This is a genomic window from Pseudomonas sp. ADAK7 (genome assembly GCF_012935675.1).
In the GTDB taxonomy this organism is placed as follows: domain Bacteria; phylum Pseudomonadota; class Gammaproteobacteria; order Pseudomonadales; family Pseudomonadaceae; genus Aquipseudomonas.
Genome location: NZ_CP052861.1, coordinates 3,401,513 through 3,423,855, shown reverse-complemented (window position 1 = coordinate 3,423,855; position 22,343 = coordinate 3,401,513). Strand labels below are relative to the sequence as shown.

21 protein-coding genes are annotated in these 22,343 nt (G+C 60.8%); 13 read left to right on the top strand and 8 right to left on the bottom strand.

The genetic code is table 11. From position 1 onward, the window contains the following. Positions 1 to 348: 348 nt before the first annotated feature. From HKK53_RS16005 to HKK53_RS15990, 4 genes are all read left to right on the top strand, one after another. Positions 349 to 1,611, top strand: a complete 1,263-nt coding sequence (locus HKK53_RS16005; protein ID WP_169371622.1) for an ATP-binding protein — start codon at positions 349 to 351, stop codon at positions 1,609 to 1,611. Then, positions 1,604 to 2,164: a response regulator transcription factor gene (locus tag HKK53_RS16000; protein WP_007942792.1), complete on the top strand. Its 561-nt coding sequence runs from the start codon at positions 1,604 to 1,606 to the stop codon at positions 2,162 to 2,164. Before HKK53_RS16005 ends, HKK53_RS16000 begins: the two co-directional genes overlap by 8 nt. A 97-nt stretch (positions 2,165 to 2,261) precedes the next feature. Beyond that, positions 2,262 to 3,989: an ABC transporter ATP-binding protein/permease gene (locus HKK53_RS15995; protein ID WP_169371621.1), complete on the top strand. Its 1,728-nt coding sequence runs from the start codon at positions 2,262 to 2,264 to the stop codon at positions 3,987 to 3,989. A 188-nt stretch (positions 3,990 to 4,177) separates the two neighbouring features. Further along, entirely contained in the window at positions 4,178 to 4,927 is a 750-nt protein-coding gene (locus HKK53_RS15990) for a FadR/GntR family transcriptional regulator (protein WP_054616145.1), read from the top strand. A gap of 49 nt (positions 4,928 to 4,976) precedes the next feature. Here HKK53_RS15990 and HKK53_RS15985 read toward each other — a convergent pair whose 3' ends face one another. Together HKK53_RS15985 and HKK53_RS15980 are read right to left on the bottom strand one after the other, a co-directional pair. Beyond that, complete coding sequence (locus HKK53_RS15985) at positions 4,977 to 5,165, bottom strand: hypothetical protein (protein WP_169371620.1); 189 nt, start codon at positions 5,163 to 5,165, stop codon at positions 4,977 to 4,979. Between the two features lie 15 nt (positions 5,166 to 5,180). Further along, a complete protein-coding gene (locus HKK53_RS15980; RefSeq protein ID WP_169371619.1) occupies positions 5,181 to 6,479 on the bottom strand; it encodes a phospholipase in 1,299 nt (432 codons plus the stop codon). Positions 6,480 to 6,716: 237 nt separating this feature from the next. On the opposite strand from HKK53_RS15980, the gene kdgD reads away from it, so the two are divergent. The 5 genes from kdgD to HKK53_RS15955 all read left to right on the top strand — a co-directional run bounded on the left by kdgD (position 6,717) and on the right by HKK53_RS15955 (position 13,360). Continuing rightward, positions 6,717 to 7,628 (top strand): 5-dehydro-4-deoxyglucarate dehydratase, encoded by a 912-nt coding sequence (kdgD, locus tag HKK53_RS15975; protein ID WP_169371618.1) that lies wholly within the window; start codon positions 6,717 to 6,719, stop codon positions 7,626 to 7,628. Positions 7,629 to 7,688: 60 nt separating this feature from the next. Then, positions 7,689 to 9,134 carry an aldehyde dehydrogenase family protein gene (locus HKK53_RS15970; protein WP_123405243.1) on the top strand — a complete coding sequence of 482 codons (1,446 nt, stop codon included), beginning with the start codon at positions 7,689 to 7,691 and terminating at the stop codon, positions 9,132 to 9,134. Positions 9,135 to 9,313: 179 nt separating this feature from the next. Then, positions 9,314 to 10,678, top strand: a complete 1,365-nt coding sequence (locus HKK53_RS15965; protein WP_169371617.1) for an MFS transporter — start codon at positions 9,314 to 9,316, stop codon at positions 10,676 to 10,678. A gap of 11 nt (positions 10,679 to 10,689) precedes the next feature. Beyond that, positions 10,690 to 12,243, top strand: coding sequence for a galactarate dehydratase (gene garD, locus HKK53_RS15960; RefSeq protein WP_169371616.1), 1,554 nt, complete (start codon positions 10,690 to 10,692; stop codon positions 12,241 to 12,243). A gap of 175 nt (positions 12,244 to 12,418) precedes the next feature. Continuing rightward, positions 12,419 to 13,360, top strand: a complete 942-nt coding sequence (locus tag HKK53_RS15955) for an AEC family transporter (RefSeq protein WP_169371615.1) — start codon at positions 12,419 to 12,421, stop codon at positions 13,358 to 13,360. Positions 13,361 to 13,472: 112 nt separating this feature from the next. On the opposite strand, the gene HKK53_RS15950 is transcribed toward HKK53_RS15955, so the two are convergent. The 6 genes from HKK53_RS15950 to gatC form a co-directional block, all read right to left on the bottom strand. Further along, a complete protein-coding gene (locus tag HKK53_RS15950) occupies positions 13,473 to 13,853 on the bottom strand; it encodes a carboxymuconolactone decarboxylase family protein (protein WP_090175522.1) in 381 nt (126 codons plus the stop codon). Further along, on the bottom strand, positions 13,850 to 14,908 hold the full coding sequence (locus tag HKK53_RS15945) for a calcium/sodium antiporter (protein ID WP_169371614.1): 1,059 nt from the start codon (positions 14,906 to 14,908) through the stop codon (positions 13,850 to 13,852). Before HKK53_RS15945 ends, HKK53_RS15950 begins: the two co-directional genes overlap by 4 nt. A 46-nt stretch (positions 14,909 to 14,954) precedes the next feature. Further along, complete coding sequence (locus HKK53_RS15940; protein WP_169371613.1) at positions 14,955 to 15,329, bottom strand: septal ring lytic transglycosylase RlpA family protein; 375 nt, start codon at positions 15,327 to 15,329, stop codon at positions 14,955 to 14,957. A 146-nt stretch (positions 15,330 to 15,475) separates the two neighbouring features. Beyond that, positions 15,476 to 16,921 (bottom strand): Asp-tRNA(Asn)/Glu-tRNA(Gln) amidotransferase subunit GatB, encoded by a 1,446-nt coding sequence (gatB, locus tag HKK53_RS15935; RefSeq protein ID WP_169371612.1) that lies wholly within the window; start codon positions 16,919 to 16,921, stop codon positions 15,476 to 15,478. A gap of 10 nt (positions 16,922 to 16,931) precedes the next feature. Next, the gene (gene gatA / locus HKK53_RS15930; RefSeq protein WP_133838526.1) at positions 16,932 to 18,383 is read right to left on the bottom strand and encodes an Asp-tRNA(Asn)/Glu-tRNA(Gln) amidotransferase subunit GatA; all 1,452 of its coding nucleotides are present in this window, start codon (positions 18,381 to 18,383) and stop codon (positions 16,932 to 16,934) included. A gap of 16 nt (positions 18,384 to 18,399) precedes the next feature. Further along, on the bottom strand, positions 18,400 to 18,687 hold the full coding sequence (gatC, locus tag HKK53_RS15925; protein ID WP_007901429.1) for an Asp-tRNA(Asn)/Glu-tRNA(Gln) amidotransferase subunit GatC: 288 nt from the start codon (positions 18,685 to 18,687) through the stop codon (positions 18,400 to 18,402). A gap of 211 nt (positions 18,688 to 18,898) precedes the next feature. On the opposite strand from gatC, the gene mreB reads away from it, so the two are divergent. From mreB to HKK53_RS15905, 4 genes are all read left to right on the top strand, one after another. After that, positions 18,899 to 19,936 carry a rod shape-determining protein MreB gene (mreB, locus tag HKK53_RS15920; protein ID WP_002555108.1) on the top strand — a complete coding sequence of 346 codons (1,038 nt, stop codon included), beginning with the start codon at positions 18,899 to 18,901 and terminating at the stop codon, positions 19,934 to 19,936. A 142-nt stretch (positions 19,937 to 20,078) separates the two neighbouring features. Continuing rightward, complete coding sequence (mreC, locus tag HKK53_RS15915) at positions 20,079 to 21,179, top strand: rod shape-determining protein MreC (protein ID WP_169374249.1); 1,101 nt, start codon at positions 20,079 to 20,081, stop codon at positions 21,177 to 21,179. Next, positions 21,179 to 21,670: a rod shape-determining protein MreD gene (mreD, locus tag HKK53_RS15910; protein WP_169371611.1), complete on the top strand. Its 492-nt coding sequence runs from the start codon at positions 21,179 to 21,181 to the stop codon at positions 21,668 to 21,670. The genes mreC and mreD overlap by 1 nt, the downstream gene beginning before the upstream one ends. A 44-nt stretch (positions 21,671 to 21,714) precedes the next feature. Next, entirely contained in the window at positions 21,715 to 22,311 is a 597-nt protein-coding gene (locus HKK53_RS15905) for a Maf family protein (RefSeq protein WP_169371610.1), read from the top strand. Positions 22,312 to 22,343: the final 32 nt, after the last annotated feature.

Sequence of the window (22,343 nt, the reverse complement as noted above, 5' to 3'; positions counted from 1 at the left end):
ATACAGATAAACGCGATCCTGTGTAGCAGCTGCCGAGGTACGAGGCTGCGTTCGGCTGCGAAGCAGTCGTAAAACCAGAGCACGCAGTCTTCCTGAAACACCGCTCCGCCTGATTACACGACTGCTTCGCAGCCGAACGCAGCCTCGCAGGCTCGGCAGCTGCTACAAGTGAACGCAGCCTCGTGCCTCGGCAGCTGCTACGAGCGAGCGCAGCCTCGTGCCTCGGCAGCTGCTACAACGGTTTGCGTCGGCCATTGCCATGTGGCCGTTTGCCGCACTTTTGCCTGCCAGCCCCCGTGCTTGGTTATACTCCATGCGATCCGCCTGGAGCGCTCATCAGGAGAGCTCATGCTCGCCCCCGTTCAAATCACTTCCGCGACTCGCCAGAATCTCTGGCGGCTGACGTTCATCCGCACTTTGGTACTCGCCGCCCAGGCCGGTTCCGTGGGGCTGGCCTACTGGTTCGATCTGTTGCCATTGCCCTGGTTTCAACTGGCGATGACCCTCGCCTGTTCGATGCTGCTGTGCGCCTTCACCGCCATTCGCCTGCGCACCTCGTGGCCGGTTACCGAACTCGAGTACGCCGTGCAACTGGCCTGCGACCTGTTTATTCACAGTGCCTTGCTGTATTTCTCCGGCGGTTCGACCAACCCGTTCGTCTCTTATTACCTGGTACCGCTGACCATCGCCGCCGTGACCTTGCCGTGGCGCTTTTCGCTGATTCTGTCCGGCATCGCCCTGGCCATGTACACCTTGCTGCTGGCGCGGTTCTACCCGCTGCAAACCTTCCCGATCGCCCGGGAAAACCTGCAGGTGTACGGGATGTGGCTGAGCTTCGCGCTCGCCGCGGCAGTCATCACGTTTTTCGCTGCACGCATGGCCGAAGAGTTGCGTCGTCAGGATGAATTGCGCGCCATCCGCCGCGAAGAGGGCCTGCGCGATCAGCAATTGCTCGCCGTTGCGACGCAAGCCGCCGGTGCCGCCCATGAGCTGGGCACGCCGCTGGCGACCATGAGCGTGCTGCTCAAAGAGATGCAGCAGGATCATCCCGACCCGATGTTGCAGGATGATCTGAAGGTGCTGCAGGATCAGGTCAAACTCTGCAAAGAGACCTTGCAGCAACTGGTGCGCGCCGCCGAAGCCAATCGCCGTTTGGCGGTGGAGATGCAGGACGTCACCGACTGGCTCGACGAAGCTCTGAACCGCTGGCACCTGATGCGCCCGGAAGCCAGTTACCGCTTCCAGCGTCTCGGCCAGGGCACGGTGCCGCGCATGGCACCGCCGCCGGACCTGACCCAGGCGCTGCTGAATTTGCTGAACAACGCCGCCGATGCCTGCCCCGAAGGGCTGCAAGTGACGCTGGACTGGAACGCCGAAGACCTGACCATCAGCATTCGCGATCACGGCGCCGGTGTGCCGCTGGCCATCGCCGAGCAGATCGGCAAACCGTTTTTTACAACGAAGGGCAAAGGTTTCGGCCTGGGCCTGTTTTTGAGCAAGGCCAGCGTGACACGCGCGGGCGGCTCAGTGAAACTCTACAGTCATGAGGAAGGTGGCACGCTTACCGAGCTGCGCCTGCCCCGTGTCGCCCGAGGAGACGAACATGAGTGACGAGATCCAAGTAGAAGGCGAAGAACTGCCGCATTTGCTGCTGGTGGACGATGACGCCACCTTCACCCGCGTGATGGCCCGTGCCATGGCCCGTCGTGGTTTTCGCGTCAGCACCGCCGGTTCCGCCGAAGAAGGCCTGACCATCGCCCAGGCCGACCTGCCGGACTACGCCGCGCTCGACCTGAAAATGGACGGCGATTCCGGCTTGGTATTGCTGCCGAAACTGCTCGAACTCGACCCGGAAATGCGCGTGGTGATCCTCACCGGTTACTCGAGCATCGCCACCGCCGTCGAGGCGATCAAGCGCGGCGCCTGCAATTACCTGTGCAAACCGGCGGACGCCGATGACGTGCTGGCCGCGCTGTTGTCCGAGCACGCCGACCTCGACACTCTGGTGCCGGAAAACCCGATGTCCGTGGACCGCCTGCAGTGGGAACACATCCAGCGGGTGTTGACCGAGCACGAAGGTAACATCTCCGCCACGGCCCGCGCCCTGGGCATGCACCGCCGCACCCTGCAGCGCAAACTGCAGAAGCGTCCCGTTCGTCGCTGAACCTGTGCTGAATGAATGCAGGCCGCTCCTCGCGGGGAACCGAACCGATCATCTATGATCGGTTCGTGTGTGTTCTTTTCTCTATCGAGCCTTATCCATGAATCAGAACGCTGAATATTCCGCGGTCAATGATGCTGTGCGCGGGCAGTTTTTCCGCAAAGTCTGGGCGATGATCACGCCGTATTGGTCCAGCGAAGAGAAGGTCAAGGCCTGGACGCTATTGATCGCGGTGATTGCGTTGTCGCTGCTCAGCGTGGGGATCTCGGTGTGGTTCAACACCTGGTACAAGGATTTTTACAACGCCCTGCAAAAGAAGGATGAAGCGGCGTTCTGGCGGCTGATCCTGTATTTCTGCGGGATTGCCGCGGTGGCGATTGTCGGAGCGGTATACCGGCTGTACCTGACGCAGATGCTGACCATTCGCTGGCGGGCCTGGCTTACCGAAAAGCACTTCGCCCGTTGGCTCGGCAACAAGAATTACTACCAGCTGGAGCAGGGCGGCTACACCGACAACCCGGACCAGCGGATTTCCGAAGACCTCAACAACTTCACCTCCAATACCCTGGAACTGGGCATTGGTTTGCTGCGCAACATTGTCAGCCTGGTGTCGTTCTCGATCATCCTGTGGGGCGTGTCGGGCAGTATTGAAGTGCTCGGTTTCACCATTCCCGGCTATATGTTCTGGTGTGTGCTGGTCTACGCCGTGATTGGTAGCTGGCTGACCCATTTGATCGGTCGTCGCCTGATCGGCCTCAACAACCAACAACAACGCTTCGAGGCCGACCTGCGTTTCTCCATGGTCCGGGTTCGCGAAAACGCCGAAAGCATCGCCTTGTACAACGGCGAGCCGAATGAAAATCGGCGCTTGAGCAGCCGTTTCGGCCTGGTCTGGCACAATTTCTGGGACATCATGAAAGTGTCCAAGCGCCTGACTTTCTTTACCGCCGGTTACAGCCAGGCCGCCATCATCTTTCCGTTCATGGTCGCCGCGCCACGGTATTTCGCGGGCAAGATCGAACTCGGCGAGTTGATGCAAATCAGTTCGGCGTTCGGCAATGTGCAGGAAAGTTTCAGCTGGTTTATCAGTGCGTACCAGAACCTCGCGGCTTGGCGTGCCACCTGCGATCGTCTGCTGAGTTTCCATCAGGCCATGCGCGATAACGAAGAGCGTGCGCCGGCCATTGACGTGCAGAACCAGGGTTCGGAGCTGAAGATTCATAATCTGGGCCTCGACCTCGCCGACGGTCGTCACTTGCTGACCAACGCCGACATGACCGTGGAAGAGGGCGAGCGCGTCATGCTCAGCGGGCGTTCCGGCAGCGGTAAATCCACGTTGCTGCGGGCGATGGGGCATTTATGGCCGGCGGGGCACGGCAGTATTCGCTTGCCGGCGGCGCGTTACCTGTTCTTGCCACAGAAACCGTACCTGCCGATTGGCACCTTGCGTGAAGCGTTGAGTTATCCACAGCCTGGCGACACGTATACGCCTGAGCGTTATGCCGAGGTCCTGGAAACCTGCCGCTTGCCGCATTTGGTGGCGCGTCTGGATGAAGCCAACCACTGGCAGCGCATGTTGTCGCCAGGTGAGCAGCAACGTCTCGCTTTTGCCCGTGCGCTGCTTTACGCACCGCAATGGCTGTACATGGACGAAGCTACTTCGGCGATGGATGAAGAGGACGAGGCGTCGCTGTATCAGGCGTTGATCGATGAGATACCGGGGCTGAGCATCGTCAGCGTTGGCCATCGCAGCAGCCTGAAGCGTTTCCATCCACGGCACATTCGTATCGACAACGGGCATCTGGTGGATCAAGCCGTAACCGCCTGATCATCACAATCTTTGTAGGAGCGAGGCTTGCCCGCGAAGGCCATCACACGGTTTCCAATGAGAGACCGCGTCATCGTTCTTCGCGGGCAAGCCTCGCTCCTACAGGGGCCGTGTTCGTCAACGGTGATCGTACAACCCGCTTGCGCTATGATGCGCTTTCAGCCGAATTCTCGAGACAGACGTTCACCATGGAAAACCCGATCGACGCACCTCGCCTCCCTCGCAAGCGCCGCAGTCTCGCTCAGGAACTGGTGACCGTGCTGTCCGAGCAGATCCGCGACGGTCAGCTCAAGCGTGGCGACAAGTTGCCCACCGAGTCGGCGATCATGGACGCCCATGGCGTCAGCCGCACCGTGGTGCGTGAAGCGATTTCCCGTCTGCAGGCCGCCGGGCAAGTAGAAACCCGCCACGGCATCGGCACCTTCGTCCTCGACACGCCGAGCCCGAGCGGTTTCCGCATCGACCCGGCTACCGTGGTCACCCTGCGTGATGTGCTGGCCATTCTGGAACTGCGTATCAGCCTGGAAGTGGAGTCCGCCGGCCTCGCCGCACAACGCCGCAGTGCCGAACAGCTTGGCCTGATGCGGGCGGCACTGGATGCATTGAACGAGAGCGCTTCCCACGCCAGCGATGCCGTGGCCTCGGACTTCCAGTTCCACCTGCAAATCGCCCTGGCTACCGGCAATCGCTACTTCACCGACATCATGACTCATCTGGGCACCAGCATTATTCCGCGCACACGGCTGAACTCCGCGCGCCTGGCCCATGACGATCAACAGCACTACATGAATCGCCTGAGCCGGGAGCACGAAGAGATTTACGACGCCATCGCGCGCCAGGATTCCGATGCAGCGCGGGCGGCCATGCGGCTGCATTTGACCAACAGCCGCGAACGGCTGCGCCATGCCCATGAAGAGGCTGAGGCGCAACGCGGGTAACTGCTTAGATCGTTCCCACGCAGAGCGTGGGAACGATCGAGTGATCGGGTCAGGCCTTCAATATCGACCGATCCACCCGCACCGCCAATTCAGCCGTCCCAGGCTTTGCATCAAAAAACACCAGCCCTTGAGCATCCACCACCGCCCGCGCAATCGGCACACCCTTGGACAACAACTCCAGCGGCGCGCCCTTCAGTGATTGGCCAGAAGCCAGTTCCAGTTTCAGTCTAATCGTCATCTTCAGATCTCCTTATCAGGCCACATTGCCAGTCGGGTGGTAGTCCTTGAGCAGCAGGTACGTGCTCCAGCCCCACCAGTCATCGACGGTGGCGGTATCGTTGAGGTTGTTCACGTCCTTGCGTCGCAGCACCTTGCCGCCCTCGAGCCGGAACAGTGGCGCGAAATTGTTCGCCAGGTTCAGCACCGCTTGAAGATCCGGCAACTGTCTCAACGCCGCGAAGCTGTTGAATGGCGGAACCGTTCCGCTGAGGTAAGCCGCAAACACTTCATCCGCCGACACCTGGACCGCTTGATTAACGTGCAGGCGATTGGCGCTGTCGATGGCGTCGAAGTAGCGCTTGTCGCCATAGGCGCGCCATTGCTCGCCGTTGCCGTTACGCACATTAAGGCCGAACTTGCTGTCTTCGTCGTGCATGAAACGGGTGATCAACGATCCCAGATCACTCGGCGTCACCGCTGCCGCCATGGCTTTACGCGGCACACGCAGGTGGCCAGCGGAGAACAGGTCGGTGAGGTAATGATCGGCAAAGGCATTCATCGCATAGGCAACTTCCAGCTGTTTTTCATCACGGCTGGTGTGGGCTGCCGCGGCGTGCTGAAGCGCGGCAGTGTGACCGGCGATGTAAGCCTGCTGCGCCCACTCGCCAAAGTGGTCGGCGTTGTTCGCCGCCAGTTTCAAGTAACGGCCCAGCGGGAACAGCGCCGAGACGAAACTGCCGCCACCGGTGATCTTGTTCCACTCTTCCGACAACGTATCACCCAAGGCGTCATAGGCTTCGTGGGGTTGTTTGCCATCCTTGATCGCCTGTTTAACGGCATCGATCTCTTTCTGCATCACGGCGAGGATTTTCACCGCCTCAACTTTGGACGCGGACAACACCGCCAATGTGTCGAACGCGGCGATAAAGCGGTTCAGGCGATCCACCGGTGTGGCGCCGTCGCTCACTGGCCGATCCGGAATGCCGTAGAAATCACCGCCCAATGCCAGCACCTGGCCGTAGGTTGGCGCGAGCCCGTTAGTCAGGTGCAATTGCACGTTCCGGGCGAGGATCGGTTCGGCGTTTTCGACGAAGCGCAGCAGGGTGTTGTCGCCGATGGCGGTGTGTTCGCCGCCCTCGAACTTCAGCACCGGCTTGCCTTTCAAGGCTTTTGCGGTGACAGGTGTCGGTTGATGGCTGTGCTGCTCGGCGATGTGCAGCACCAGGTGTTCGTTATCCCCGGCAACGGCGATGCCGTGCTCGGTAAAAAGATCATCGAAGCGCGCAATGAGCGGCTTCGGTTGTTCCTTCGGTTGTGCGTGTAGACCTGACATTTCTAGCTCCTTGATATGTCGTAGGTAGATTCAGATTTAACTGTATGCATATACAGTCAAAACGATCTTAGTCGAGAATCTTCCTACGTCAAGAAATCACCTCGTCTGACTCGAATTTTGCGGTCGGCGATGAAATGCAGTTGACGGTTGTATTTTAAGTTGTACGATGACTTACAACTTCGGCCAAGGCTGAACGGTTTTCTCACACACAACGTTGCTACCCAGGGTGTTCGAATAATGAATCCACAAGAACTGAAGTCCATCCTCTCTTCCGGTCTGCTGTCCTTCCCGGTCACCGACTTCAATGCCCAGGGCGATTTCCATCGCGCTGGTTACATCAAACGTCTCGAATGGCTGGCCCCATACGGCGCCTCGGCACTGTTCGCCGCGGGCGGCACCGGTGAGTTCTTCTCTCTGGCGGCCAGCGAATATTCGGAAATCATCAAGACCGCCGTCGACACCTGCGAAACCAGCGTGCCGATCCTGGCCGGCGTTGGCGGTTCGACTCGTCAAGCCATCGAATACGCACAGGAAGCCGAGCGTCTGGGCGCCAAAGGCCTGTTGCTGCTGCCGCACTACCTGACCGAAGCCAGCCAGGACGGCGTTGCCGCCCACGTTGAAGCCGTGTGCAAATCGGTGAAAATCGGCGTGGTGGTCTACAACCGCAACGTCTGCCGCCTGACCGCGCCGCTGCTGGAACGCCTGGCCGAGCGCTGCCCGAACCTGATCGGCTACAAGGATGGCCTGGGCGATATCGAGTTGATGGTGTCGATCCGTCGCCGCCTCGGTGATCGCTTCAGCTACCTGGGTGGCTTGCCGACCGCCGAAGTCTACGCCGCTGCCTATAAGGCACTGGGCGTACCGGTTTACTCGTCGGCGGTGTTCAACTTCATCCCGAAAACCGCGATGGATTTCTACCACGCCATCGCTCGCGAAGATCACGCCACCGTCGGCAAAATCATCGACGACTTCTTCCTGCCCTACCTGGACATCCGTAACCGCAAATCCGGTTACGCGGTGAGCATCGTCAAGGCCGGGGCAAAAATTGTCGGCTACGACGCAGGTCCTGTGCGTGCACCGCTGACCGACCTGACCGGCGAAGAGTACGAAATGCTCGCCGCGCTGATCGACAAGCAAGGTGCGCAGTAACACACCCGATTAAACAAGGCCGCTGAGTGATCAGCGGCCTTTTGCGTGAGGAGAAATTCTGTGGCTGATTCAAAACGCTTTGATAACTACATCAACGGTGAATGGGTTGCCGGCAGTGAATACTGCGCCAACATCAACCCTTCCGAACTGACCGATACCATCGGTGAATACGCCAAGGCTGACCTGGCCCAAGTCCACGCCGCCATCGACGCCGCTCGCGCAGCGTTCCCGGCCTGGTCAACCTCGGGCATCCAGGCTCGCCATGATTCGCTGGATAAAGTCGGCACTGAAATCCTCGCCCGTCGCGAAGAACTCGGCACCCTGCTGGCCCGGGAAGAGGGCAAGACCCTGCCCGAAGCCATCGGCGAAGTGACCCGCGCCGGCAACATCTTCAAGTTCTTCGCCGGTGAAACCCTGCGTCTGTCCGGCGACTACCTGCCGTCGGTGCGTCCGGGCGTCAACGTTGAAGTCACTCGCGAAGCGCTGGGCGTGGTCGGCTTGATCACTCCGTGGAACTTCCCGATCGCCATCCCTGCGTGGAAAATCGCCCCGGCCCTGGCCTACGGCAACTGCGTGGTGCTGAAACCGGCGGACCTGGTGCCGGGTTGCGCCTGGGCCCTGGCAGAAATCATCTCCCGCGCAGGCTTCCCGGCCGGTGTGTTCAACCTGGTGATGGGCAGCGGTCGCGTGGTGGGCGATGCGTTGGTGCAGAGCCCTAAAGTCGACGGCATCAGCTTCACCGGCTCCGTCGGTGTCGGTCGTCAGATCGCCGTCAGCTGCGTCTCGCGCCAAGCCAAAGTGCAGCTGGAAATGGGCGGCAAGAACCCGCAGATCATTCTCGACGATGCCGACCTCAAGCAAGCGGTCGAGCTGTCGGTACAGAGCGCGTTCTACTCCACCGGCCAGCGTTGCACCGCGTCGAGCCGCTTCATCGTCACTGCCGGGATTCACGATAAATTCGTTGAAGCCGTGGCTGAGCGCATGAAGTCGATCAAGGTCGGCCACGCGTTGAAAACCGGCACCGACATTGGTCCCGTGGTGTCCCAGGCGCAGCTTGAACAGGACTTGAAGTACATCGACATCGGCCAGTCCGAAGGTGCACGTCTGGTCAGCGGCGGTGGCTTGGTGACCTGCGATACCGAAGGCTACTACCTCGCGCCAACCCTGTTTGCCGACAGTGAAGCAGCGATGCGCATCAGCCGCGAAGAGATCTTCGGCCCGGTGGCCAACGTGGTTCGCGTCGCGGATTACGAGGCAGCACTGGCCATGGCCAACGACACCGAGTTCGGTCTGTCGGCGGGCATCGCCACCACCTCGTTGAAGTACGCCAACCACTTCAAGCGCCACTCCCAGGCCGGGATGGTGATGGTCAACCTGCCGACCGCCGGCGTGGATTACCACGTTCCGTTCGGTGGGCGTAAAGGTTCATCCTATGGCTCCCGCGAGCAAGGTCGCTACGCGCAAGAGTTCTACACCGTGGTGAAGACCAGCTACATCGGCTCCTGACAGGAAACACCGCGGTATCGGCACCGATACCGCAACCCCTTTAGCAGCTGTCGAGTGAAACGAGGCTGCGAGCTTTTGATCTTTAAAAGTAAAGATCGCAGCCTCGTTTCACTCGACAGCTGCTACAGGGATAAACAGTTTCACCCGCGCATAAAAATAATCAGTGGGAGTACATCTACATGCAAGCGACCAAGCCGACCCACGTCCGCTATTTGATTTTGCTCATGCTGTTTCTGGTGACCACGATCAACTACGCCGACCGGGCCACTATCGCCATCGCCGGCTCCAGCCTGCAAAAAGACCTCGGCATCGACGCGGTCACCCTCGGCTATATCTTCTCTGCATTCGGTTGGGCCTACGTGGCCGGGCAAATTCCCGGTGGCTGGTTGCTCGACCGTTTCGGCTCGAAAAAAATCTACGCACTGAGCATCTTCACCTGGTCGCTTTTCACCGTGCTGCAGGGTTATGTCGGTGAGTTCGGCATGTCCACGGCGATTGTGGCGCTGTTCATGCTGCGCTTCCTGGTGGGCCTGGCCGAAGCGCCATCCTTCCCCGGCAACGCACGCATTGTCGCTGCCTGGTTCCCGACCGCTGAACGCGGCACCGCTTCGGCGATTTTCAACTCGGCGCAATACTTCGCCACCGTGTTGTTCGCACCGCTGATGGGCTGGATCGTCTACACCTTCGGCTGGCAGCACGTGTTCATCGTGATGGGTGCCATCGGCATCGTGTTCTCGCTGATCTGGCTGAAAGTTATCCACAGCCCGCGCCAGCATCCGATGATCAATGAGGCCGAGTTCAAGCACATCGCCGACAACGGCGGCATGGTCGACATGGACCAGGACAAGGGCAAAGGTAAAAAGGTCGACGGGCCGAAGTGGGACTACATCCGCCAGTTGCTGACCAACCGCATGATGCTCGGCGTGTACCTGGGCCAATACTGCATCAATGGCATCACCTACTTCTTCCTCACCTGGTTCCCGGTGTACCTGGTGCAAGAACGCGGCATGACCATTCTGAAGGCCGGTTTCATTGCCTCACTGCCGGCGATCTGCGGCTTTATCGGCGGGGTGCTCGGCGGGGTGATTTCCGATTACCTGCTGCGCAAGGGCCATTCCCTGACCTTCGCCCGCAAGGCGCCGATCATTGCCGGTTTGCTGGTGTCCAGCAGCATCGTGGCGTGCAATTACGTGGACATCGAATGGATGGTCGTCGGCTTCATGGCCCTGGCGTTCTTCGGTAAAGGCGTGGGTGCGCTGGGTTGGGCGGTGGTGTCCGACACCTCGCCGAAACAGATCGCCGGTTTGAGTGGCGGCCTGTTCAACATGTTCGGCAACATCGCGTCGATCACCACCCCGATCGTCATCGGTTACATCATCAGCGCCACCGGTTCGTTCAAATGGGCGCTGGTATTTGTGGGTTGCAACGCGTTGGTCGCCGTATTCAGCTACCTGGTGATCGTTGGCCCGATCAAACGCGTGGTGCTCAAAGAGCCGCCAAGCACCGGTCCTGAGCTGACCAAATTATCTGAAGCGCATTCCTGAGGAGCGGCGTCATGCAGTTGATTGAACATTCCGACTCGCCGCGCTACATCCGCCTGCACGAGCGGGACAATGTGGTGATCGTGGTCAACGACCAGGGCGTGCCGGCCGGCACCGAGTTTCCGGATGGCCTGGTGACGGTGGACTTTGTGCCGCAGAGCCATAAGGTCACCCTCGAGGACATTCCCGAGGGCGGTCAGGTAATTCGCTACGGCCAGACCATCGGCTACGCCTTGCAGCCGATCCCACGCGGCAGTTGGGTCAAGGAAGATCAACTGCGCATGCCCACCGCGCCACCGCTGGACAGCCTGCCGCTGTCCACCGATGTGCCGGCGACCCAGGCACCGCTGGAAGGCTTTACGTTCGAGGGTTATCGCAATGCCGATGGCACCGTTGGCACGCGCAATATTCTTGGCATCACCACCACCGTGCAATGCGTCACCGGCGTGCTCGACCATGCGGTCAAGCGCATCAAGGACGAGTTGCTGCCGCTCTATCCGAACGTCGATGACGTGGTCGCGCTGACCCACAGCTACGGCTGCGGCGTGGCGATTACCGCCACCGATGCGTACATCCCGATCCGCACCGTGCGCAACCTCGCGCGCAATCCGAACCTGGGTGGCGAAGCGTTGGTGATCAGCCTGGGTTGCGAGAAATTGCAGGCCGGGCAGGTGATGCATGACAACGACAGCTCGGTGGATCTGAGTGAGCCATGGCTGTATCGCTTGCAGGATTCGAGTCACGGTTTTACCGAGATGATCGAGCAGATCATGGCGTTGGCCGAAACCCGTTTGAAGAAGCTTGATCAACGCCGTCGCGAAACGGTGCCGGCATCCGAGCTGATCCTCGGCATGCAGTGCGGCGGCAGCGATGCGTTCTCCGGGATCACCGCCAACCCGGCGCTGGGCTATGCCTCGGACCTGTTGTTGCGCGCGGGCGCGACGGTGATGTTTTCCGAAGTCACCGAAGTGCGCGATGCGATTTACCTGCTGACTTCCCGGGCCGAAACCAAGGAGGTCGCCGAGGAACTGGTACGGGAAATGGACTGGTACGACCGTTACCTGGCCAAGGGCGAAGCGGATCGCAGCGCCAACACCACGCCGGGGAACAAGAAGGGCGGGTTGTCGAACATTGTCGAGAAGTCGTTGGGCTCGATAGTCAAATCCGGCAGCAGCGCGATCAATGGCGTGCTCGGCCCTGGCGAGCGCTTCAAGCGCAAAGGCCTGATCTTCTGCGCGACCCCGGCCAGTGATTTTGTCTGCGGGACGTTGCAACTGGCGGCGGGGATGAACCTGCACGTGTTCACCACCGGGCGCGGCACGCCGTATGGCTTGGCGATGGCGCCAGTGGTCAAGGTCTCGACCCGCACGGAACTGGCGCAGCGCTGGCCGGACCTGATCGACATCGATGCCGGGCGGATTGCCACCGGGCGCGCTTCGATTGAAGACCTCGGCTGGGAGTTGTTCCACTACTACCTGGACGTGGCCAGCGGCAAGAAGCAGACGTGGGCCGAGCAGCATAAGCTGCATAACGACATCACCTTGTTCAACCCGGCGCCGATCACTTAAGACCGTAACGATCGTTCCCACGCTCCGCGTGGGAATGCAGCCCGGGACGCTCCGCGTCCCAAAGCGCGACGCAGAGCGTCACAAGAGGCATTCCCACGCAGAGCGTGGGAACGATCCGGGTGAAAGTGGCATATCATTCGCCCCTAATGACGCCCACCCCAAGGTCCCCTCCGGCATGCTGGCAATCTTCCTCGAAACCCTGAACATCACCGCGCCGGTGTTTGCCATGCTTTTCCTGGGTGTGCTGCTCAAGCGCATCGACTGGATCAACGACAACTTCATCCACACCGCCTCGGCCCTGGTGTTCAACGTCACCATGCCGGCGTTGCTGTTCCTCGGCATCCTGCATGCCGACCTGCACGCCGCGCTGCAACCGGCGCTGCTGATCTACTTCTCGGTCGCGACCCTGGCGAGTTTCGCCATCGCCTGGGGCTGGTCGATCTGGAAGTGTCCGCGGGAAGACCGCGGCATCTACACCCAGGGCGCGTTTCGCGGCAACAACGGGGTGATCGGCCTGGCGCTGGCGGCGAGCATGTACGGCGACTACGGGATTTCCCTCGGGGCGATTCTCGCGGCGTTGGTGATCCTGTTCTACAACACCCTCTCGACCATCGTGCTGGCGGTGTACAGCCCGGTGATCAAGTCCGATCCGTGGAGCATCTGCAAAAGCGTGTTCAGCAACCCGCTGATCATCAGCGTGTTTGCGGCGGCACCGTTTGCCTATTTCAAAATCGGATTGCCGGGGTGGCTGGAGACGTCCGGCCAGTACCTGGCGCAAACCACCTTGCCATTGGCGTTGATCTGCATTGGCGGCACCTTGTCCCTGGCGGCGTTGCGCAAGAGCGGCAATATGGCGCTGAGTTCAAGCCTGGTGAAGATGATCGGCTTGCCGGTGCTGGCGACCGTGGGCGCGTGGTTGTGGGGTTTTCGCGGGGCGGAACTGGGGATTCTGTTTCTGTACTTCGGCAGCCCGACGGCGGCGGCGAGTTTTGTCATGGCGCGTCAGGCCAACGGCAACCATGAATTGGCGGCGGCGATTATTGTGATCACCACGTTGATGGCGGCGGTGACCACCAATATCGGGATTTTTGTGTTGCAGTGGGGTGGGTGGATTTAATCTTCAAAATTTGCGGTGATTTTGAGGGCCTCTTCGCGGGCAAGCCTCGCTCCTACAGGGGGATCACCGAACCCGTAGGAGCGAGGCTTGCCCGCGAAGGCGATGGACCTGCTTACTCCGGCTTCTGGTAACTGTCGATTACTTCCTGCGCCGCGCGAAACGCATCAATCGCCGCCGGCACACCGGCATACACCGCGCAATGCAGCAACGCCTCGCGAATCTCTTCCACGGTGCAGCCATTGTTCAGCGCGCCACGCACATGACCTTTCAACTCTTGCGGGCACTTCAACGCGGTCAGTGCGGCGAGGGTGATCAGGCTGCGGGTTTTCAGCGGCAGGCCTTCGCGGTTCCAGACGCTGCCCCAGGCGTGTTCGTTGACGAAATCCTGCAACGGCTGGCTGAACTCGGTGGCATTGCCCAGTGCGCGGTCGACGAACGCATCGCCCATCACTTGGCGACGCACTTCAACGCCGGGCTTCTTGTTATCGGTCATGGCACATCCCTCTTGTGGTGTTGGCGGCGCCAGGCGCGCAGTGATGTGAACAGCAAGAACGCCACCAGCGCCGGCAGGACGAAAATCAGCATCAGGTGTTCCAGCTTGCCGGCCAGAGGCATGCCGGTGGTGAACGACACCACGTGCAACCCATACGCCAGGTACAAGCCGAGAAACAGCAGGCCTTCGGCCCGGGTCACCCGATAACCGGAATAGAACACCGGCAGGCACAGCACGGCGACGCCGAGCATCACCGGCAGGTCGAAATCCAGGGCGTTCGGCGAGACCGACAGCGGTGACGGCGCCACCAGGGCGGTAAAGCCCAGGACGCCCAACAGGTTGAACAGGTTGCTGCCGATCACGTTGCCCACGGCGATCTCCCGCTGACCGCGCAAGGCAGCGATCAGCGAGGTGGCCAGTTCCGGCAGCGAGGTGCTGATGGCGACGATGGTCAGGCCAATGACGCGCTCCGACAGCCCGAGGTCGGTGGCCACTGACACGGCGGCGCCCAGCAGCAAATGGCCGGCATACACCAGCATCGCCAGCCCGGCGACGATCATCAGCAGACTGGTGAACCATGGTGCCGGTGTTGTTTCTTGACTGGACGGCGGCCGGGCCGAGTGCCGCGACTGGCGCAGCAGCAAACCGAGGTAAACCACCAGCGCGGCCAGCAGGATGACGCCGTCGGTGCGGGTCAGTTCCTCATTCCAGGCCAATACACAGACCAGCAGGCTGGCGCCGATCATCAGCGGAATATCCAGCCGTACCAGCTGGCGCGAAACCCGCAACGGAATGATCAGCGCCGAGAGGCCGAGGGTGACGAGGATGTTGAAGATGCTGCTGCCGATCACGCTGCCGACGGCGATGTCAGGGTTTTGCGCGAGCATGGCTTGCAGGCTGACCGCCATTTGCGGGGCGCTGCTGCCGAGGGCGACGATGGTCAGGCCGATGATCAGCGGCCGTACATGCAGGCGCGCGGCCAGGCGCACGGCGGCGCGCACCATCAGCTCGGCACCGGCGATCAACAGAACCAGGCCGCCGAGCAGTTCGATCACGCTCAGCAGGGGGATGTCTTCTAATCCGTAAATGGTCGGGGCTCCGTCAATCGTCGAGGGCTTGCACGCGAACCTTCGCGGTGCCGCTGCCGATCATGCCCAGGCGCACGGCCGCAGCATGGGACACGTCGATCATGCGCCCACGGGTGTGCGGGCCGCGATCATTGATGCGCACCACACAGGATTTGTCGTTATTCAGGTTGGTGACCTTCACTCGCGTGCCAAAGGGCAACTGGCGATGGGCGGCGGTCAGGGAATTCTTGTCGAAACGCTCGCCACTGGCGGTGCGTTTGCCTTGGTGTTTGGCCCCGTAATAGGACGCGGTGCCGGTCTTGTCGTAACCGTGTGGGTCGATGATGTCGTTGCTGGCGCAACCGGCCAGCAGGGAGAGCAGGGCGCAGGCGCCCAGTAGACGCTTCATTCAAAAGCTCCCAAGTGATCGTTCCCACGCTCCCGCGTGGGAACGCATCCCGTGACGCTCTGCGTCACATTGCGATGGACGCGGAGCGTCCGGGGCGGCATTCCCACGCAGAGCGTGGGAACGATCCTCGGGCGCAAGACCACGGTTTAGCCTTCGAGCTTGCTTTTCAGCAGTTCGTTGACCTGTTGCGGGTTGGCCTTGCCTTTGGAGGCTTTCATGGCCTGGCCGACGAAGAAGCCGAACATCTTGCCGCGTTTGGCTTCGTCTGCCGCGCGGTATTGCTCGACCTGTTCGGCATTGGCCGCGAGCATCTCGTCCAGCACCGCCGAGATGGCGCCGCTGTCGGTCACTTGCTTCAAACCGCGCTTGTCGATGATCTCGTCCGCGCTGCCTTCGCCGTTGGCCATCGCTTCGAACACCACCTTGGCGATTTTGCCGGAGATGGTGTTGTCGGTGATGCGCAGCAACATGCCGCCCAGTTGCTCGGCCGAGACCGGCGACTGGTCGATGTCCAGGCCCTGTTTGTTCAACAGGCTGCCCAGTTCAACCATCACCCAGTTGGCCGCCAGTTTGGCGTCGCCGCCGATGCTTACGACTTTCTCGAAGTAATCGGCTTGCTCGCGGCTGGTGGCCAGGACGCTGGCGTCATAGACCGACAGGCCGAACTGCGCCTGGAAACGCTCGCGTTTTTGCGGCGGCAATTCCGGCAGGGTGGCGCGCACGTCATTGAGGAACGAGTCCTCGATCACCACCGGCAGCAGGTCCGGATCGGGGAAGTAACGGTAGTCGTTGGCTTCCTCTTTGCTGCGCATCGGACGGGTTTCGTCCTTGTTCGGATCGTACAGGCGCGTTTGCTGGATCACCTTGCCGCCGTCTTCGATCAGCTCGATCTGACGCTGCACTTCGCTGTTGATCGCCTTCTCGATGAAACGGAACGAGTTGACGTTCTTGATCTCGCAGCGGGTGCCGAATTCAACCTGGCCTTTCGGACGGATCGACACGTTGCAGTCGCAACGCAGCGAGCCTTCGGCCATGTTGCCGTCGCAGATGCCCAGGTAACGCACCAGCGCATGGACGGTCTTGACGTAGGCCACGGCTTCCTTGGCACTGCGCATGTCCGGCTCGGAAACGATTTCCAGCAGCGGTGTGCCGGCACGGTTCAGGTCGATGCCGGTGGCGCCGTTGAACTCTTCGTGCAGGCTTTTACCGGCGTCTTCTTCCAGGTGCGCACGGGTCACGCCGACACGTTTGATCGTGCCGTCTTCCATGGCGATGTCCAGGTGGCCCTTGCCGACGATCGGCAATTCCATCTGGCTGATCTGGTAGCCCTTGGGCAGGTCCGGATAGAAATAGTTTTTACGGGCGAACACGTTGTGCTGGCCGATCTCGGCATCGATGGCCAGGCCGAACATCACCGCCATACGCACCGCTTCCTGGTTCAGCACCGGCAGTACGCCGGGCATGCCCAGGTCTACCAGGCTGGCCTGGGTATTCGGCTCGGAGCCGAACGTGGTGGAACTACCGGAAAAGATTTTCGACCGGGTGGTGAGCTGGGTATGAATCTCCAGCCCGATCACGACTTCCCATTGCATGTGTTTCTCCTCAGAAGCCGGTTGGGGTGCGGGTGTGCCAGTCAGTGTTGAGCTGATACTGGTGGGCAACGTTCAACAGGCGACCTTCCTGGAAATACGGGGCGAGCAATTGCACGCCGACCGGCAGACCGTCGACAAAACCGGCCGGCATCGACAAGCCCGGCAGACCCGCGAGGTTGGCGGTGATGGTGTAGACGTCTTCCAGATAGGCAGCGACCGGGTCGCTGTTCTTGGCGCCGAGTTTCCAGGCCGGGTTTGGCGTGGTTGGGCCGAGGATGATGTCGACTTCATTAAAGGCCGCCATGAAATCGTTCTTCACCAGGCGACGGATTTTCTGCGCCTTCAGGTAGTAGGCGTCGTAGTAACCGGCGGACAGCGCGTAGGCACCGACCATGATCCGGCGCTGCACTTCCGCGCCGAAACCTTCGCCACGGGAGCGCTTGTACAAGTCTTCGAGGTTTTTCGGGTCGTCGCAGCGGTAGCCGAAACGCACGCCGTCGAAGCGCGACAGGTTGGAGGACGCTTCCGCCGGGGCGATCACGTAGTACGCAGGAATCGCGTGCTGCATGTTCGGCAGGCTGATTTCCTTGATCACGGCACCGAGTTTTTCCAGCTCTTTAATGCTGGTGTGGATCAGCTCGGCAATGCGCGGGTCGAGACCGGCGCTGAAGTATTCCTTCGGCACGCCGATGCGCAGGCCTTGCAGCGAGGTATTGAGGCTGGCGCTGTAATCCGGCACCGGTTCGTCGATGCTGGTGGAGTCATTGGCATCGAAACCGGCCATGCCTTGCAGCAGGATTGCGCAGTCTTCGGCAGTGCGCGCCAACGGGCCGCCCTGATCGAGGCTGGAGGCGTAAGCGATCATGCCCCAGCGCGAAACGCGACCGTACGTCGGTTTCAGGCCGGTGAGGTTGGTGAACGCCGCCGGTTGGCGAATCGAGCCGCCGGTGTCGGTGGCGGTCGCCGCCGGCAACAGACGAGCGGCCACTGCGGCAGCCGAACCACCGGACGAACCGCCCGGCACGTGTTCCAGGTTCCACGGGTTTTTCACCGCGCCGTAGTAGCTCGACTCGTTGGCCGACCCCATGGCGAATTCGTCCATGTTGGTCTTGCCCAGGGTCACGGCACCGGCAGCCGCCAGTTTGGCGACCACGGTGGCGTCGTACGGGGCTTTAAAGTTGTCGAGCATCTTCGACCCGCAGCTGGTGCGGATGCCCTGGGTGCAGAACAGGTCTTTGTGGGCGATCGGTGCGCCAAGCAGGGCACCGCTTTCACCATTGGCCCGGCGTGCGTCAGCGGCTTTCGCCTGCTGGAGCGCCAGGTCTTCGGTGAGGCTGATGAAACTGTTGAGCTGTGGATCGAGCTGGGCGATGCGCGCCAGCAGGACTTTGGTCAGCTCTTCGGAAGAAAACTTTTTATCGGCGAGTCCGCGGGCGATCTCGGCCAGAGTCATTTGATGCATTGCAGGCTCTTTCCCTTTAGTCGATGACTTTCGGAACCAGGTACAGGCCGTTTTCGACCGCTGGTGCGATGGACTGATAGGCCTCGCGATGATTGGTCTCGGTGACTACGTCTGCACGCAGGCGCTGGCTGGCTTCCAGTGGGTGGGCCAGCGGCTCGATACCATCGGTATTGACCGCCTGCATTTCGTCGACCAGGCCGAGAATGCTGTTCAGGGCCGAAGTGATGTGTGGAAGATCGGCATCATTCAGGCCAAGGCAGGCCAGATGTGCGATTTTTTCCACGTCGGAGCGTTCAAGCGCCATTGCGATTCTCCAGTGGAAAACAGAACGGACGGCGTCCGTGTGTTAGATTGTCGGAACACTACCGCATTTCTACGGTCATAAGGCCGCGATTGTGGGGGTTGGTGCACAGAAAAGCGGCCAATTTAACATATTGGCGCCTTGCCCAAAATCCCTGTCGTTGTTAGAGTTTGCCGCACTTTTTTACCCACGCGTTGCCTAGGGTCCCTTTCCCATGTTCAAGAAACTGCGTGGCATGTTTTCCAGCGATCTTTCCATTGACCTGGGCACTGCCAACACCCTTATTTACGTGCGCGAGCGCGGAATCGTCCTGAATGAGCCCTCCGTTGTGGCTATTCGGACACACGGTAACCAGAAAAGTGTCGTCGCTGTCGGCACCGAAGCCAAGCGTATGCTTGGCCGTACGCCGGGCAACATTGCTGCCATTCGTCCGATGAAAGACGGCGTCATTGCCGACTTCAGCGTTTGCGAAAAGATGCTGCAGTACTTTATCAACAAGGTTCACGAAAACAGCTTCCTGCAGCCTAGCCCTCGTGTGCTGATCTGCGTTCCTTGCAAATCGACCCAGGTTGAGCGTCGTGCCATCCGTGAATCGGCCCTTGGTGCCGGTGCCCGTGAAGTGTTCCTGATCGAAGAGCCGATGGCTGCAGCGATCGGTGCCGGCCTGCCGGTTGAAGAAGCACGCGGTTCGATGGTTGTCGATATCGGTGGCGGTACCACTGAAATCGCGCTGATCTCCCTGAACGGTGTGGTTTACGCCGAATCCGTACGGGTTGGCGGCGACCGCTTCGATGAAGCGATCATCACTTACGTGCGTCGCAACTACGGCAGCCTGATCGGCGAATCCACCGCCGAACGCATCAAGCAGGAAATCGGTACTGCCTACCCGGGCGGCGAAGTTCGTGAAGTCGACGTTCGTGGCCGTAACCTGGCTGAAGGCGTACCACGCGCATTCACCCTGAACTCCAATGAAGTGCTGGAAGCTCTGCAAGAGTCCCTGGCCACCATCGTTCAGGCTGTGAAAAGTGCCCTGGAGCAATCGCCGCCGGAACTGGCGTCCGATATCGCCGAGCGAGGCCTGGTGCTGACCGGTGGTGGCGCCTTGCTGCGTGACCTCGACAAGTTGCTGGCCCAGGAAACCGGTCTGCCGGTGATCGTTGCCGAAGATCCGCTGACCTGCGTTGCTCGTGGCGGTGGCCGTGCCCTGGAAATGATGGATAAACACACCATGGACCTGCTCTCCAGCGAATAAGTCGCCGGATTGCCTCTATGCTGTTGAGCGCGCAGGCAGCACTTTGCAGTGCTGCCTGTTCGCGTTTATCTTCTGTCGTCTGCATCCAGGCCGGTTTGATGCCGTATGAGTAAAGAGAACATTTGCCTGGGAGGAGCGGCTTATTAAACCGCTTTTCTCTAAAGGTCCCTCACTGGGCGTGCGCTTGTTGGTGCTGGTCGTGCTTTCGATCGCGCTGATGGTGGTCGATGCCCGCTTCACACTGCTCAAGCCAGTGCGTAGCCAGATGTCGCTGGTGCTGATGCAGTCTTACTGGATCACCGACCTGCCGCAGCGGCTATGGCAAGGTGTGGCCAGCCAGTTTGGCAGCCGTACCGAACTCGTCGCCGAAAACGAAAAACTCAAGACCGAAAACCTGCTGTTGCAGGGCCGCATGCAAAAGCTTGCCGCCCTCACCGAGCAGAACGTTCGGCTGCGCGAGTTGCTCAATTCCTCCGCGCTGGTCAACGAGAAGGTCGAAGTGGCCGAGTTGATCGGCATGGACCCCAACCCCTTCACCCATCGCATCATCATCAATAAAGGTGAGCGCGACGGTGTGATCCTCGGCCAGCCGGTGCTCGATGCTCGTGGCTTGATGGGCCAGGTGGTGGAGTTGATGCCATACACCTCCCGTGTGCTGTTGTTGACCGACACGACCCACAGCATTCCCGTGCAAGTGAACCGCAACGGTCTGCGCGCGATTGCCAGCGGCACCGGCAACCCGGAACGCCTGGAATTGCGTCATGTGGCCGACACCGCCGACATTAAAGAAGGCGATCTGCTGGTCAGCTCCGGCCTCGGCCAGCGGTTCCCTGCGGGCTACCCGGTGGCGACGGTCAAGGAAGTGATTCACGATTCCGGCCAGCCGTTTGCCATCGTCCGTGCTGTGCCGACCGCGGCCTTGAACCGCAGTCGTTATCTGTTGCTGGTATTCAGCGATGGCCGCACCGCCGAAGAACGCGCCAACGAAGCCGCCCAGGCCCAGGAAGCGCTGGACCAGCACGGCGGCGGCCCGATCATTCCGGCCACTGTGCCGAAACCGATTCCTGCGGTGGTGCCAGCTCCGGCCGTTGCTGCGCCAGCGACCACGCCAGCGGTCACAACGCCTGCTGCAACGACGCCGGCCAGCACCCGTCCGGCCAAGCCTGTCGCCAAGCCGACTGCGCCGAAACCTGCTGCCAAACCGCCTGTCTCTGCACCGGCCACCACTGGGGGACGCGAATAATGCCGGGTGCTACTTCATCGCGAAACGGCTGGATCGTCTGGTTGACCTTCGCCATCGGCCTGCTGCTCAGCGTTTCGCCGCTGCCGCAGTTCATGGAAATCCTGCGTCCCCTGTGGCTGGCTTTGCTGCTGGCGTTCTGGGCGCTGGCCTTGCCGCAAAAGGTCGGCATGGTCACCGCGTTTTGCCTGGGGCTGGCTGAAGACGTGCTCTACGGCACCTTGCTGGGCCAGAATGCATTGATCCTGACGCTCATCACCTTTCTCGTGCTGTCGCTGCAACAACGGCTGCGCATGTTCCCGATGTGGCAGCAGTGCCTGGTGATCCTGGTGATCTTCGGCCTCGCCCAACTGGTCCAATTGTGGCTCAGCGCCTTGACCGGTAACCGTCAGCCAACATTGGCGCTGGTACTTCCGGCACTGGTGAGTGCGCTGCTCTGGCCGTGGATCAGCTTCGGTTTGCGTGGACTGCGTCGGCGTTACAAAATCAATTAATTCGGTCAGGCATTTGCCCGCACCTCGACAAGGGAGATGTCTGGATGAAATTGCTTTACCTCGCCTCAGGCTCGCCGCGTCGGCGTGAACTGCTCACGCAGATCGGCGTGCCGTTCTCCGCCATCAGCGCGGACATCGATGAAACCCCTTTAAGTCACGAAACCCCATCGGCCTATGTCGAGCGCCTGGCGCGCGGCAAGGCCGAGGCCGGGCGGCGCACGGTCGTGTCCGATGCGGCGTTCTGCGTATTGGGCGCGGACACCGCCGTGGTACTGGACGGGAAAATTCTCGGCAAGCCGGTGGACGAAGCCGATGCTTGCGCCATGCTTATGATGTTGGCGGGGCATGAACACGAAGTGCTGACGGCGATTGCCGTGCTCGATGGTGAGCGTTGCGAATCCCGGGTAGTGCGCAGCCTTGTGCGGTTTCGCGACATCAGCCGCGAGGAAGCAGCGGCCTACTGGGCCAGCGGCGAACCCCGGGACAAGGCGGGAGGCTATGGCATTCAAGGACTGGGCGCGGTGTTTGTCGCCGGGCTCGATGGCAGCTATTCGGCGGTGGTCGGATTGCCGTTGTGCGAAACCGCAGAACTCCTCGGCCATTTCGGCATACCCTGTTGGCAAACCCTAAACGCGCGCTAAGCGTCGTACTGACTAGATGCGGCCATTTTCGT

Excerpts from the sequence above, each read along its gene's own strand:
- HKK53_RS16000 (WP_007942792.1), top strand. The coding sequence starts at position 1,604 with ATGAGTGACGAGATCCAAGTAGAAGGCGAAGAACTGCCGCATTTGCTG.
- kdgD (WP_169371618.1), top strand. The coding sequence starts at position 6,717 with ATGAATCCACAAGAACTGAAGTCCATCCTCTCTTCCGGTCTGCTGTCC.
- gatA (WP_133838526.1), bottom strand. The coding sequence starts at position 18,383 with ATGCATCAAATGACTCTGGCCGAGATCGCCCGCGGACTCGCCGATAAA.
- HKK53_RS15990 (WP_054616145.1), top strand. The coding sequence starts at position 4,178 with ATGGAAAACCCGATCGACGCACCTCGCCTCCCTCGCAAGCGCCGCAGT.
- HKK53_RS15965 (WP_169371617.1), top strand. The coding sequence starts at position 9,314 with ATGCAAGCGACCAAGCCGACCCACGTCCGCTATTTGATTTTGCTCATG.
- HKK53_RS15980 (WP_169371619.1), bottom strand. The coding sequence starts at position 6,479 with ATGTCAGGTCTACACGCACAACCGAAGGAACAACCGAAGCCGCTCATT.
- HKK53_RS15995 (WP_169371621.1), top strand. The coding sequence starts at position 2,262 with ATGAATCAGAACGCTGAATATTCCGCGGTCAATGATGCTGTGCGCGGG.
- HKK53_RS15950 (WP_090175522.1), bottom strand. The coding sequence starts at position 13,853 with ATGACCGATAACAAGAAGCCCGGCGTTGAAGTGCGTCGCCAAGTGATG.
- HKK53_RS15940 (WP_169371613.1), bottom strand. The coding sequence starts at position 15,329 with ATGAAGCGTCTACTGGGCGCCTGCGCCCTGCTCTCCCTGCTGGCCGGT.
- HKK53_RS15985 (WP_169371620.1), bottom strand. The coding sequence starts at position 5,165 with ATGACGATTAGACTGAAACTGGAACTGGCTTCTGGCCAATCACTGAAG.
- gatB (WP_169371612.1), bottom strand. The coding sequence starts at position 16,921 with ATGCAATGGGAAGTCGTGATCGGGCTGGAGATTCATACCCAGCTCACC.
- garD (WP_169371616.1), top strand. The coding sequence starts at position 10,690 with ATGCAGTTGATTGAACATTCCGACTCGCCGCGCTACATCCGCCTGCAC.
- HKK53_RS15955 (WP_169371615.1), top strand. The coding sequence starts at position 12,419 with ATGCTGGCAATCTTCCTCGAAACCCTGAACATCACCGCGCCGGTGTTT.
- mreD (WP_169371611.1), top strand. The coding sequence starts at position 21,179 with ATGCCGGGTGCTACTTCATCGCGAAACGGCTGGATCGTCTGGTTGACC.
- mreB (WP_002555108.1), top strand. The coding sequence starts at position 18,899 with ATGTTCAAGAAACTGCGTGGCATGTTTTCCAGCGATCTTTCCATTGAC.
- HKK53_RS16005 (WP_169371622.1), top strand. The coding sequence starts at position 349 with ATGCTCGCCCCCGTTCAAATCACTTCCGCGACTCGCCAGAATCTCTGG.
- HKK53_RS15905 (WP_169371610.1), top strand. The coding sequence starts at position 21,715 with ATGAAATTGCTTTACCTCGCCTCAGGCTCGCCGCGTCGGCGTGAACTG.
- gatC (WP_007901429.1), bottom strand. The coding sequence starts at position 18,687 with ATGGCGCTTGAACGCTCCGACGTGGAAAAAATCGCACATCTGGCCTGC.